Genomic DNA, 14,090 nt, shown 5'->3' on the forward strand with positions numbered 1-14,090 from the left:
ATGCCTGCAGCATCATTTTGCGAAATAAGCCCGATTTTGTTGCCGTAATAAAGATAAAAACCATTTATATCAAATTGCAACAGGTTTTTATAATGGCCCCGGTAGCCAAGGTCTATATCATAGCCCCTGCTATCTTTTAATGAAGGATCAATTTTATCTATCCTGTCTGCCGGAGTAACATTAGCATATAAATAAGGTCTGTACGCCTGTGAAATATTTCCATAAAATTGGGAAGCGGTGCTGATTTGATATTGCAATCCAATACCAAAAAGCGGAAAACTTCTCTTGCTGCTGTAAGCAATATTTGTACTTGCGTTGTTGATTACACCCAAGAGATTTGTTTTGATGTTTTCATACCTTATACCGGGCGTTACAGAAAATCTAGGTGTTAGCTGAAAAATATTTTCCGCAAAAACAGCATAATTGATAGTTTTAAGGTCAAGGTTTATGCCATAAGGTTGAGAAACAGAAAGATCGAAATTGCTACCGGTAGTGCCTATACCTTTCTGCCTTCTTTTAGTAAGTTCTGTAAAATACCGCACTCCTCCAGCTAAAGCACTGCTCATTTTTCCAATATGAAATAAGTGCAGTATGCGGGCTTCTGTAGTAAATCCATTGTAATAATCTCTGTCAACCTGACGAGGATTATAAGCTCCGCTTGTGCGGTTGATTGTATCGGGAATGTTACCTGCATTGATGAACTGTACACTGTTTCGCTCACCAAAAATAATGTGTGAGGTTACTTCCAAACGGGTATTATTTGTTATTTGATATTTGAAAATGAGTGCAGGGATATTAATGACTGGTTGAAAATAATTTCTTGCCCGCGCAGATTGTTTTGAATTAGCTGTAAACTGTTTATCAGTTAATCCTCCAGCGATTTGCTGAACATAACCCATCCGGGAAAACTCTGCTGTAATACCGATTTTGTTGGTTAGCTGATAACTGAGGTGAACATGATAAGCGTTATAATTGAATTTTGAATTGTTCCGCCATCCATCGCCATGGCGGTTATCATAAAATGCGTAATAGTTGAGCTTTCCTTTTGTACCTCCGACTGCATTAAAGGAATTAAAAATATTGTTGGAGCCGGCAGTCTGTTCACTTTCAAAGGTAAACGGCTTTGTGCTGTCACCTTTTTTCAATTTAAAATTCATCATTCCGCCAAACTGTGGTCCAAATTGTAACGAAGCCGAACCTCTTACAAGTTGAACTTCTTCCACAGCCTGCAAGGGAACCGTGTAATGATTTTCGGGGTAACCAAATACATCAGAGTTGGTGTTGTACCCATTCTGACGCATATTCATCTCTATAGACCGGTGCGGATCTGTTCCTCTGGATCCGATGTTTAATTGTGTTCCAGCTCCATCCATTTCCCAAATAGTAAGGCCTGGTATTTTAGCCAAAACGTTTCGGGCAATATTTAATTTTATGCCGGGGGTGTTGTCAGATAATATCAGCGTATTTGTTTTCTTTCCAGCATAAATTTTAGTACCCCTTATATCGGGCAGATACAAATTATTTACAGGTCTTAGTTTTGATAAAATGATAATACTGTCCAGCGTTTTTCCTTTGATAGTATCATGGATAATATCTGTTGGTTTTATCTTTTGAGCGGAGCATACTCCTGCGTAAAGGCATATTATACATCCCGAAAATTTTATGATTGTAAAAAACTTCATAATAACTTTTTTATAAGATTAAATATTAGGCTTAAAATTTGATTTACTCAGTTTCTTTTTTCTATCAAAACCAGCCCTGAATCTACTTTTGAGAGCAAAAAGGAAATAAAGACAATCGAATCTGGGTATGTCTTTATAAACTAAAAGCCCGATCCTTATTAATAACTCACCATCTTTTTTAATTTCTTTATCATCGGTTTAAAAATAATCAGGATAGATAAAACGGCGCTGTAAACAATTACATTGCCATGCATTTGTTTAAACTAAAAAACTACACGACTAAATTTAAAATTTGAAAAGTAATATATTATTCAGCACCATCTGTAAGTGCCCTTTGTATTGCATAATTACCTACATTTTTTCCTACAGTTAAACCCATAGAACAATCGCTGCGGAAATGAAGGCCCCCATACATCCTTGACATGGAAGCTTCCTGCGCCATCGCATCGTAAGCGGCTGCCCTTTCAGGAATAATATGACCCAGTATGGCCGCTGCTGCACCGCTAAAAGTAGAATGGCCGGAAATATAAGATGGGAAATTTGGTATACCTGTGAGTGTTTTTATGGCAGGGTTCAATTGTGTAGGCCGGGGATTGTAATAATAATTTTTGGTATCCCAGCATACAATGGAGGCGTCCATCAACGACATGTTCAACAAGGCCATGTTTCTTGCCCAACGCACTTCACTGAAATTTTTTGAAATAAAATCTTCTGCTGCAATAGCGTCCCAATGACCGGGCGGTGTGTACGTTGCTACACCATCTGCCCAAAAATGAACAATGGCGGTTCTTTCACGGGTAGGGTTTTTTACCAGTTGATAAATTTCTTCTGTTTCATCTTTCATTTGCTGGCTGCCTACCGCCGGGGGTGGAATGGAACGAAGCGACACGGCCGTTAAAGAATCAAATAAAAATGCTTTTACCTTTCCAAATACAGGCAACATTGGTGGACGTTGCGGCGATTCCAAACTCTGCCAGGGTGTATCGCCTCTTGCAGTGCAATCAGATACCAGCTTTGCCCACATAGCAGGGTTGCCCACTGCTACACCAGCCCTGTCGGCTCGTGCACGGGCTGCAAATTTTTGCGCTACTGCTTTGCCCAATGCTTCGCCCGCTTCTATATCACTGCGAACATTTGCTCCCGATATAATTCTTGCTCTTCTATGTTCCTCCGCTCTTTGCTGAATATAATCCTGGTCTCCCGGAAAAAGTAATTTCAACATTTCAACAGCCGTGCCTTCTACCACTGCATCTTCGGATGGATAAGAAGGAAGATCGGATTTCGGCACAAGCACTTTTATGGAAGAATCTTTTTTATAGGGTGCTGCACGGTTAAATTGTTTTTTATAGTACCAGGCAATTACCAACGCATCGTACTGCGCCGCACTTACATAAGCATAAGCCCTTGCTGCATATGGAGGATTGCTGAACGGGAACTGAGGGTAGGCCAATGGGTTGGCAGCGCTTGGTATTGGATAGGTACCATCAGCGTTTTGGTAAGGAGGCAAGTTATGTTTGGCAACCAGCTCTCTCAAAATTTCATTCCAGCGCAAAACTGCACCCGCAGCCCAATAGGATACCAGGTTTCTTGTGGCTGTTGTAATATTGGCCTGGTAACTTTTAATTTCATTTATTTGTGCAATATAATCTGGAGTATTTGTAGCGATGGGTGTTGCAACCACAATATCAGTTGGGGCAGTTAACAGCACCAGTTTCCACGAGCCTGCACCTATGTCAATATTTGAAGGAGCAAGTGCCGCCACATTGTCTGTACGACTCACAATATCTTTTTTGCATGCTACTATTGTTGCAGCAACAACAATGAGCATAAAAATTTTGTATAAAAAAAATTTCTTGTTCATTTTAATTCGTTTTAACTGGTTGATTAACTGATTTCGTTTTGTGTGTAAAATCAAGCACATAAAAAACAGATCCGTAAAAAGTTGTAACCTGTCCAACATTTCTACCTGCAACCGTTGAATTGCCACCGCCTACCAACAATAAGTTGTGGTTGGCTGTTATTACATATTTAAAATTGGCGCCAATAGTAGTTGCATTCATTTTATTGCTGGGAAAAGGCATGTTGTTTCTCGTGATATCAAAGCCTCCCAGCGTTGTCCACTTATTTACTACCGCTTCGGCAATGAGCTTGGTACTTCTGTAACCGGCACGAAAGTTAAGGTTGGAAACATTAGGCATGGATACTTCGTTGCTAAGGTGTAATTGTGTATCGTAGTAAGAAGTTCTGTCAATTTTTATGTTGTCTCGTAACACATAAGTAGCAGAACCAGTGGCAAAAATATTTGATACCTGGTAATCAAGCATCAATCTTACAGAAGCTGTTTTGCTGTGCAATCCTATTGATAAAGGAAGAAAATCTGCCACGTAATTTGTTAGTGGAAATGATACGCTCCCAATGGTGTATAAAGAGAAAGTTCCCGGACCTAACTGTTTTTCAACCGGCATCCATTTTAGATAGAGGCTAAGGTCTTGAAATCCCTGCATACCATGGAGAGTACCTGCAGATGCTGTTGTTTTAATGAAAGGGGCATTGAATAAAAAATTTAATTTACCGGTAATGCCATAGGCACCCATCAGGGCAAAAGCCGCTGTGCTAATGGTTCCCAGATTTTGATTGTCTCTTTTCAAAGTGCCCTCCCAATAATTTTTCCAACTGCTGTGGCTGTACATCGGGCCAATACACAATTGTTTTTTCTCCATCATAATGGCATCCATATCTGTTTGGGCATTGCTTAATAATGGAGTTATTATTATTAGCAAAGTATAGAGAAGCGAAATTGTTACATAGTATTTCATACTTATTTTTTTTGCTATTTTTTAATTTTATTTGAACTTTAAGCTAAAACCAGCATTCACTACATAATTTGCAAATGCGGCATCGCCTTGTACATGTTTGTTGAATTTTAGGCTGTTCTCCATATCAGTTACACTTTGTGTTCTGTTACGTACTACTGCAAAAGGTAATGATAAGAAGAAACTAACTTTCTTTACCTGGTACGTAGCAATTGGTTCTATGGACCATATGTAACCTGGCCTGCGAAAATCTCCACTTCCACCAATAATATCGTGTACGGGTATGCCTTCTAATTTTGCACCCGCAGCAATGGATAAACCTTTTACCTGGGTAAAAGAGTAATTAAAACCAGCTCTAAACATGTATTGATCCGGCACACTGCAGATAGCTTCATTGGCAAGTGAAGGCGCCAGTGTTTCCCGATAAGTTCTTACTCCATTTTGTTCTCTTGGATTAAGGAGATAATAGAAATTACCATACATGCCAAAATTATGTTTGAAATTATAATAGGCATTTACTTCGGTAGTAAAACCAGTTCCACCATCCCCTAATTGTATTGACTGATCAACAGTGCGCAATTCTTTTGTTCCATTAGGACCCACATTGTACCAATAGTCTTTAAAATTATCATCGCCTGTTGGCAGCTTGATGCCCAATCCTGCCTGGATATTTCCTTTGGCACTTTTTTTAGGATCAAGCAACCACCTGTATGCTGCAAAACGCATATCACCTATTCCGAAAGAATGGGTAGTATGTCTTTCCTTTTTGACATATATTCCATTAACAAGACCATGCTCGTATAAAGAAGAACGGGCGTTAGAAAGAATCGGCATATCAACCATATAAGACCAACGATCATTTATAATTCGAGTTAGCGCTATGTCGAGGCTAGCCTGGTGATTGATTACATTAGAGCCATCCACAAGCCGCTGTTTATTTTCAACAGCTCCGGAAAAATGACGAAACGACCTAAAATAGCGGGAAGCTGCACTTAGCTGCCAGGTGCCATTTTCATCTCCATTTGTTGTTGGATGCAACATACTCATGTTGCCAGTAGTGCGAACTGCCACACATCCCTGCGCTAAAGATTGAAAATGAATGGTGGTAATAAATAAAGTTATAAATGCGATCGATAATAGCTGTTTCATAATATTTTTTTTAGTAGTTAATATCTGGTTATTATTTTTTCATTTTTAATTTTTTTGCAATAAACAATCCAACCTTTTTGCCGGTGGCAGAGCCTAAAAGGCAGGAAGGATGGAAATGAATACCGCCATAAAAGCGGGCAAAATTATTTTCCAATGCAGCATCTCTAAAGGATGCAAAACTTCTGTTCGGGATTCCAAATTCCAGCTCGGTACTGTCTTTATAAGCAAAATGGTCACCATATACATCTGTTAAAGCTTCCGCAGCAGCAGCAGAAATGGAAGAGTGGCCACAGGTATACTCCGGAAACGAAGGTGTTTGCAGGTATGGCCGCCAGTTTGGATCAATATATTTGTTGATCACTGTTTCGGGCCTCACCGTATTATAAGTGTACTTCACCTGCCAGCATTGAATAAATGCATCAAATAAGGTAATGGAAGTTTTGGCATATGCATACACGGTTGCTGCATAATCAGCTTTAGCCGTTTTGGCTGCAATGCCAATTACACTCATCCAATGGCCGGAGGGTGAAAACTTTTTGGTGGCAAACATTACATGCCCAGATACATTGAGTTTAAAGGGATTGTCATCCCAGAATTCTGCAATCTGTTTTTGTTCATTTGTTAAACTGTCCGTTGCATTTTTTACGGCCATCACCTGCTGGTAATATTTACTTTTTTTATCAGTAATATTAAATGGGATGGGTGGCGGCACCGAAAACTGCGTGGCGCTGTCAATGGCCATGGTCCTTATGTCCATCCAATGCGGCTCAGCGGCCTGTGCATACATGGGTGGAGTGGGCACCCAGCGGCTTGGTTCATCTTTTACGGTAAATTTCTCTGCACTTCTGGTTTCAGCATAATTGTCTTTTTTACTCCAGCGAAGGATGCTTTCGCTCACGCTATCTGCAAAAGTCTGTGATGCCTCTTCCATATTTTTCGGCAATCCTTTATTACGTGCCAGTTTCAAAATACTGTCTTTATATTCCTGCAGACTGCCTTCCGGAAAAGTTACCGCTTCGCCTACTTTGATATAGGCCAATAGTGCCGCCAATTGAAAATCGATTGGCGTGTTAGCTATAGGTTTGGAAACTTCCTTAAGGCCATGTAGCTGACCAGCGAGCGATTGGTATTGATTGGGGTAGCCTGCAACGATAATTTCGTAAGCAGCAATAGCACCGTAAGTATAATTGCGTGCAGCAACCATGGGAGGAAAATTGTTTCCCATTACAACATCGTTCAATTCATGAACTGTATTTGAAAATAGCTGAGGGTCGTGCAGGTAGGCTTTATACTCCATGTTTGGCTTACAGGAATACAATGATGCCACCATGCAAAGACATACAAATAGTCTTTTCATTTTTGAAATTAATTAATTACTGAGGAAATCGACCGCATCATTCAATGAATGGCGGTTCTATGAAAAAAGAAAAAATTATACTGATTGCGGCGGTTTTATCAGTTGTTGAATATGAGTAGATGAACTATTGATAAAAGGTTTAAGAGCATATACCCTTGGGTCTTGTATAAAGGATCCACATTTCCATGGGGTGACATCATTGGTAAAATCAGATACCCTGGATTTTAGAAAATTAGCGGTTTTTCCGGGTAATTTTTTAGCCCCGTTATTATCTGCAACATCGTTTACTTTACCAAAATAATCATCTGATTTTTGCTGAAGGTTAATTTTTTCAGTGTGGCGGATGCATTGCAAAAACATGGTATCGTTGGCAACCTTGCGTTGAACATACATGTATGTTTCTCCATCTACGGTTATCTCTCCATTGATTCTTTCAAAACTGGTCCATGAATTTTGATAAGGCAGGTTGATGGGAATTTTTAAAGTAAACAGATCCTCTTCATTAAAATTATTTTTATCAAGGGAGGCTTCCAGTCTGTTATCTGCCTGATGCATGGCAATGCTAAACCATAATTTGTATCCAATTGTATTAAATACAAATAACATTAAAAGTAGTATGGCAGCAGTTTTACGCATTATTGTAAGAGTGAAAGTAAGCAATAATCTTATTGGAGGCGCAGGGGAAGCCAATTTTTTTATAAACGTTTATAAAAAACTACCGTGAAGAAATTTCTTTTATAATGAAATAAATACCTTTTTTCAACATTCAATTTTCCGTAAAATCTCAAATATAAAAAAGGGTATACTGATAACAAATACCTGCAACTCTTAACGGATTCCCACTTGTTTTTACAACCGTTTTAAAGTCATATTTTAAACAGTTAACGCCTGAAAATTTTGGTATCTACTTCGCTTACTTGTTAATAAAAGTTTTTTTATCAACTCCAATACCCGTTAATGTAAGACTTTTCCAGTTAGGGGGTAATGCTGTTTTAATTTGTATAATTCCTTTGGAAGTTATTTCCAATCCGCCAAACCCCATCAGCACACTTTGTAAAATTCCTCCGGCACCAGTTGCAAAATAGGGGTTAATACCTCCCTTGGTTTCAGCAATAACCCTAAAAGGCGGATTTAGGTTTGGCAGGTAAGCATCCTGAAAGAAGCGGTAAGCCTTTGCCCCGTCACCCAAACGGGAGTAGAGTAGTGTAAAGATTGCCTGTGTCATGGCAGGCGTTCCTTCGTTGGGCACTCTTGATTCGTAATACTCCAGGTCTTTCCTAATTTGCTTTACATCGGTTATTTCTTTTAATGGGTAAGCCAGCAGGTTTACATCGCCCTGTTTAATGCCCTCGCCGTTATAAGAGCCATGCTCCCTGGTAACTCCATTGGCCATCTTTAGAATAGGGATATTGTTGGCTACATTCATCCAGTCTGCGTCTGGCTTAATGCCCAATAAATTAGCGGCTTCCGTAGCATGTTGCAATACTGCTTTGGCGGCCGCATTTGTAAAAGCATCATTGTCGATATTTTCGGCCCACTCATCGGCAGCAACCACGTTTTTAATTTCAAATTTTCCAGGACCGTTTCGTTCTACCCTGCTCGCCCAGAACATGGCTGTTTCTTTTAAAATGGGATAACCTTTTTCTCTCAGCCAATCCTTATCCTGCGTTACACAATAATAGTTCCATGCAGCAATACCCACACAGGCGGTGATATGGTGTTCAAAGGGTCCGCTCAATGCCCAAACCGGTGTTTCTTCTACACCAGTTTCGGCACTTTCCCAGGGAAACATGGCACCTTTATAACCATGGTTAAAAGCATTTTGTTTTGCAGCACCCAGGCGTTGAAACCTATATTCAACAAGACTTTTAGCCATTTCTGGATGCAATACCAGGATAGCAGGATACATCCAGACTTCTGTATCCCAAAATACATGGCCATTGTAACCCAGCCCGCTTAAACCCATCGGCGACGGACTTAATGAAGTACCTTCTCTAACAAAAGAATACAGATAATACATCATACTATGCACATCCTGCTGTGCCTGCGGATCTCCATCAATGATGATATCGCTTTTCCAGATTTCATCCCAGGCTTTATTGTGAAATTGTATCAGTCTTTCCCGCCCTTCTAACCTTGCAGTAATCGTCATGCGTTCAGCTTCATTCAATGGATCATCATGATGAGCCGACGTAATGGAAGAGCCTGCAACGGAAAAGTGATAGCTCTCGCCTGCCTTTATTTTTTTTGTAAACTTCATCAGGTGCATATTGTTATCCCACATTTCGTGAATTACCCTTGGTTCTTCGCCATGTTTTTCGTTGAATAAAAAAGTGTTGCTGGCACACATTAATAATTTACCAGTAGGGCTTTTCGCTGTAGAAGTCAATAGACTGATGATTACATGTGGCCGGTCAATTTCATTGTAATAATTCTGTACTTCTTTTAATGCATCGGGAGCTTCCATTACACTGGCGCTGGTAATGGTGATGTCTTTTTTTGCGGTAATGGTAACATCCATCAATACTGTAAACGGAAGCTGACGCAGGGAATAATAGGTATAACTAACAGCGGCCTTATCGCCATAATTAAAGGAAGTTGTAAAACTGGCATGGTGCATTTCTAATTGTTGCTGCATATTCCCTGCATCAGCACTACCAATGCGTTTGCCGTCTACTTCCAGATACATGTTGAGTAAGTTAAAACTTTTTAAAAAATTACTTACCCGGCCACGGCCATACAGGTCGTATGCGCCGGCCAATACTACCTCTTTTACTTTAAAGGGTTCCGGTGAAGACACGATTCCAATCATACCATTGGCAACGGTAATTCCATAATACTTTGACGGATCAATTTTACTGGCAGTAATGGTCCAGGGATCTTGTGCAGTAAGGCTTACACTCAATAAAAGGAATAGAATAAAAACTAAACATTTTTTTTGTATCATGGCAGACAATTGTAATGAAAACTTTATTTATAATATATTTTTTAAAAATAAACATTACCCCACAAAATTGACAATATAGTTTTTGCCATTAAGCTTTTCATTTAAATTATTCTAATGATAGGTTTCTTAACCGAAATACCGGACCAGACTGTAGCATATTTTTCCCACAAAAAATGCGATGCAATTTATATAAACTGTTCAAAGACTGGCAGCCTATTTGTTTTAAAATCATAAAAAAAAGCTATGCCTAAAAAAATTTCATTTAAAGGTTTGATAGAAATATTTAAATGTGCATTTGACGGTTTCAGCGATGATAAAGTAATGAAACTGAGTGGCTCACTGGCTTATTATACCGTATTTTCCATGGCGCCGCTTTTGATTGTTATTATTTCTTTGTGCGGATTATTTTTGGGCAGGGAAGCTGTGGAAGGAAAGATTTACAGCCAATTGGCAGGCTTTGTTGGTTCTGATACAGCGGCACAATTGCAGGACATGATAAAAAATGCCTCTCTTGCCGGAAAAAGTAAAATGGCTGCTATCATTGGTGCAGGAACATTGCTGGTAGGTGCCACGTCTATTTTTGCCGAAATTCAGGATTCAATTAACAGCATCTGGGGCCTAAAACCAAAGCCTAAAAGAGGTTGGCTAAAAATTGTGCAAAACAGGGTGCTATCTTTTTCCGTAGTTATCGGGCTGGGTTTTTTACTATTGGTTTCACTTTCTGTAAGTTCCGTAATTGATGGCTTCAGCACCAGGTTAACAGCGCATTTTCCGGGCGTAGCCATCGTTGTTTTTTATATCTTTAATATACTCATTACTTTTAGCGTTACCAGTTTAATATTCGGTGTTATTTTTAAAGTATTGCCCGATGGAGATATTAAATGGAAAGATGTTATGGCAGGTGCAATGGCTACGGCTTTATTATTTATGCTTGGTAAATTTGGCATATCATTTTATATCAGCAAAAGCCAGGTAGGAAGCACCTATGGCGCAGCTGGTTCGCTGGTAATTTTGCTGTTATGGATTTATTATTCTTCCCTCATTCTTTATTTTGGTGCAGAACTCACCAAGGCATACGCGGTTAAGTACGGATCGCCTATTCATCCAAATCAATATGCGGTAACTACTAAAATGGTGGAAGTTGAAACAGGCAATCAGACCGTTCAAACAAAGGAAAATATGATAATTGAAACCAACCAGGGAGAAGTAACAAATAATAAAAACTAACCTGCTTTCCAGGATGTTTACATGATTTTTACAGGATCATCTTTTACAATTTAACTACTGAATAACCTGCAAATACTTTACAATAGCCATGCAGGTTTATTGATTAAACATTTACATCAAAAATGAACAGAACAATAGATGGAGAAAACTGTAAAATAAAATAGTATTTGTAAAAAGGAAGATTGTAAGCAAATGGCTGAACCCTGAAATTTTTTTATAAAAATGTATGGTGGTTACAAACAGAGCACCATGAGTACCTCGGCTGCAATGGTAAAAGTTTAAACTACAATTCATTTACTGCCTGCCGTAAAAACTTTCTACACAAAATATCAGCTTCAATATTATAATTTATATCGGCTGTTTTTTGCTGATGTGCTTTTATTTTAATCAATTCAACCGGCATACTTTTTATCAGCAATAACAATTGTTTTACCAAATCTTCATTGCGAATGGCATTACCTTTTTTTGTAACAAAATGCTGGTCTGTAAATTTTTGTGCCCGCGCCTGCAGGCCTGTAACATATTGGCTATCGGTAACTACAGTAATTGATTGCAATGTTTTACCGCATTGGCCAGTGTATTGCAGTGCTTTAATTACTGCAGTTAACTCCATGCGGTTATGTGTGGTATTAAAATCTTTCCCTGATAAGATTGTCTTTTCACCAGCTATAAAAATAATGGCTACCCAGGCACCCAGCCAATGTTGGGTATGGCAACTTCCATCGGTATAAATTATTGCACTTTCGGCAGGCATGGAGATATGGTTTAATGAGTGAAGATACACTGTGGTTAGTGTGATCCGTAACGGCAAATTTTTTATCTTTAAAAGAAAGTAAAAAAAGAATGACTATACAATACTGCTCTGACCTGCACCTGGAATTTTTACAAAATAATAAATTTTTAAAGAAACATCCGCTGAAACCCAGTGGTGAAGTGCTGGTGCTGGCGGGTGATATTGTACCTTTTGCATTGATAGAAGAACAGCGTGATTTTTTTGATTGGCTTGCTGATAATTTTGAAACAACTTATTGGGTTCCCGGAAATCATGAGTACTACCATTGGGACATCAGTTTCAGAAGTGGTGTTATCAAAGAAGCCATCCGCAGCAATGTTTTTTTAATCAATAACCAAATCATACAAACGGATAAACTCAGATTGATCTTTTCAACATTGTGGTCTGAGATTTCTCCCGGGGCTGGTTTCTTAATACAAAAAAGAATGGCTGATTTTAGCGCAATTAATTTTAAAGGCCACCTATTTACCCCGGATGATTATAATCACCTGCATATTCAATGTAGAGAGTTTATTACTCAGGCTCTCACCATGCCGGTGAATACATCTACAATAGTTATTACCCATCATGTGCCCACCTTTTTACATTATCCGGCAAAGTATAAAAGAGATATTTTAAATGAAGCATTTGCAACAGAGTTACACGAACTGATTGAACAATCACCCATTGATTACTGGTTGTACGGGCATCATCATTTTAATACCCCACCATTCAATATCGGTAAAACAAAACTGATTACCAACCAACTGGGCTATATTAAATACAAAGAAAACATAGGGTTTAAAAACGATGCGGTAATTGAAATACCCTGACTATTTTCAATTAAAATTATTTGCGTTCGTCACGTTGCTACATCAAAATTTTCACGGTTACCATTAATTGTCCTACATGCCGCATGGTGTGTTCGGCGCCATGCACCAACAGCCCAATTACTGTAGAAGGCAAAAGCTTACGACCCACACCTCTAAACGCTGTGAGTGTTTTTTCATCTGTATTTTTTAACTGCACAATTGCTTTATCTACCTGCTGGTTAAACCTATTTAAAAGGTTATTGATGGTGATATCTGCCTGGGGAGAAATATCTTCCGCATGTAATTGCCCCAGTTGATCAGTAGTCAACGCTTCTGCACGGGCGTATGTAAAAACACGGTCGAGCACACCAGACAAATGTTGCAAATGAAAACCCGGCGATGCAATGCCTGCGGGTTTTTCCCAAAGCAAAGCATCCGGAAAATCTTTCAACAGCATGCTCAATTCTTCTCTCGCCTGTAGTAATGCATGCGCAACAGGTTGCAACAATTTGGGAACATCTTCAACAGGCCCTCTTTGCCACACTTCTAAATTTTGATTAACCATTCCCTGTAAAAATTACTGATGATGTTAATTTAAAAAATGAGCGAGTATTTGGTGAACCAAATACCCGCTGCAAAATTATTTAAAAAAAGAAAAAAATTATCTTAAGAATGGGAAACTAAAAGCCATTGTGGCATTTTTGACGTTATCATTTTTTTTATTACAGATAATTTACTTACCAATGCAGTTCTGTTATTAATATGTTCAACCCGGAAATTTTTAGAAAGTAATGGTGCTACCTGATTAATTGCTGGCTGGAGGAAAGATTTACCAGGCAATGCTTCTTTAAAAAGCTGTTGTTTCAACTCAAAATCCTCTATACCTGCAATAGTACATGCTTTGTCAAAGTCTGTATGCATACCGTAACTTTCCAAAATGTCAGTTGCATTCTTTATTTCATTGTACCTGATATATTTTTTTACAAAAAAATAAAGGGTATTGTTAACAGATTTGGTGTATGCAGTGTAATAATGTTCCATAAAAGTATTTTTTTATTTACGATATTTTCCGGTGTTTGTATTTAATATAACCTTCCGGTTTTCAAAACAGATAATGGAATAAAATTAAAAGCAATGCCAGTGCATATATAGGCATCCATAAAAACAAAAAATAATCGTGTGGTTAATACAGGATAGGGATAAATAAATCATTAAAATTATTGCAGGATATTATAACGTAATCTGCATTTGTCGTGCCAGATTAATGGGGAATTCTAAAGATGTTAAACGACAAAAATTAGTTATTGAAAACGGAGGCTGTTAAACGGATA

12 protein-coding genes are annotated in these 14,090 nt (G+C 38.6%); 2 read left to right on the forward strand and 10 right to left on the reverse strand.

Annotated elements, in window-relative coordinates:
- From H7254_RS05920 to H7254_RS05950, 7 genes are all read right to left on the reverse strand, one after another.
- Window positions 1-1,682: TonB-dependent receptor (locus tag H7254_RS05920; protein WP_301932092.1), on the reverse strand; the 1,682-nt coding region annotated here is incomplete at its 3' end.
- Between the two features lie 307 nt (window positions 1,683-1,989).
- Complete coding sequence (locus H7254_RS05925; protein WP_301932093.1) at window positions 1,990-3,543, reverse strand: phosphatase PAP2 family protein; 1,554 nt, start codon at window positions 3,541-3,543, stop codon at window positions 1,990-1,992.
- Window position 3,544: 1 nt separating this feature from the next.
- Window positions 3,545-4,498 carry a hypothetical protein gene (locus H7254_RS05930; protein WP_301932094.1) on the reverse strand — a complete coding sequence of 318 codons (954 nt, stop codon included), beginning with the start codon at window positions 4,496-4,498 and terminating at the stop codon, window positions 3,545-3,547.
- A gap of 27 nt (window positions 4,499-4,525) precedes the next feature.
- Window positions 4,526-5,644: a hypothetical protein gene (locus H7254_RS05935; RefSeq protein ID WP_301932095.1), complete on the reverse strand. Its 1,119-nt coding sequence runs from the start codon at window positions 5,642-5,644 to the stop codon at window positions 4,526-4,528.
- A 31-nt stretch (window positions 5,645-5,675) separates the two neighbouring features.
- A complete protein-coding gene (locus tag H7254_RS05940; protein ID WP_301932096.1) occupies window positions 5,676-7,001 on the reverse strand; it encodes a vanadium-dependent haloperoxidase in 1,326 nt (441 codons plus the stop codon).
- 75 nt (window positions 7,002-7,076) lie between these two features.
- Window positions 7,077-7,607, reverse strand: a complete 531-nt coding sequence (locus H7254_RS05945) for a hypothetical protein (protein ID WP_301932097.1) — start codon at window positions 7,605-7,607, stop codon at window positions 7,077-7,079.
- Window positions 7,608-7,914: 307 nt separating this feature from the next.
- On the reverse strand, window positions 7,915-9,948 hold the full coding sequence (locus tag H7254_RS05950) for a glycoside hydrolase family 65 protein (RefSeq protein ID WP_301932098.1): 2,034 nt from the start codon (window positions 9,946-9,948) through the stop codon (window positions 7,915-7,917).
- 243 nt (window positions 9,949-10,191) lie between these two features.
- Between H7254_RS05950 and H7254_RS05955 the strand changes: the two genes are divergently transcribed.
- Complete coding sequence (locus H7254_RS05955) at window positions 10,192-11,175, forward strand: YihY/virulence factor BrkB family protein (protein WP_301932099.1); 984 nt, start codon at window positions 10,192-10,194, stop codon at window positions 11,173-11,175.
- A gap of 283 nt (window positions 11,176-11,458) precedes the next feature.
- On the opposite strand, the gene H7254_RS05960 is transcribed toward H7254_RS05955, so the two are convergent.
- A complete protein-coding gene (locus tag H7254_RS05960; RefSeq protein ID WP_301932100.1) occupies window positions 11,459-11,929 on the reverse strand; it encodes an RNase H family protein in 471 nt (156 codons plus the stop codon).
- A gap of 89 nt (window positions 11,930-12,018) precedes the next feature.
- Here H7254_RS05960 and H7254_RS05965 point away from each other — a divergent pair, with 89 nt between their 5' ends.
- Window positions 12,019-12,780: a metallophosphoesterase gene (locus tag H7254_RS05965; RefSeq protein WP_301932101.1), complete on the forward strand. Its 762-nt coding sequence runs from the start codon at window positions 12,019-12,021 to the stop codon at window positions 12,778-12,780.
- A 37-nt stretch (window positions 12,781-12,817) separates the two neighbouring features.
- Here H7254_RS05965 and H7254_RS05970 read toward each other — a convergent pair whose 3' ends face one another.
- Together H7254_RS05970 and H7254_RS05975 are read right to left on the reverse strand one after the other, a co-directional pair.
- On the reverse strand, window positions 12,818-13,324 hold the full coding sequence (locus H7254_RS05970) for a DinB family protein (protein ID WP_301932102.1): 507 nt from the start codon (window positions 13,322-13,324) through the stop codon (window positions 12,818-12,820).
- A 101-nt stretch (window positions 13,325-13,425) separates the two neighbouring features.
- On the reverse strand, window positions 13,426-13,800 hold the full coding sequence (locus H7254_RS05975) for a hypothetical protein (RefSeq protein ID WP_301932103.1): 375 nt from the start codon (window positions 13,798-13,800) through the stop codon (window positions 13,426-13,428).
- Window positions 13,801-14,090 lie beyond the last annotated feature (290 nt).

The sequence above is a fragment of the Ferruginibacter sp. genome, from assembly GCF_014377975.1.
GTDB lineage: Bacteria > Bacteroidota > Bacteroidia > Chitinophagales > Chitinophagaceae > Ferruginibacter.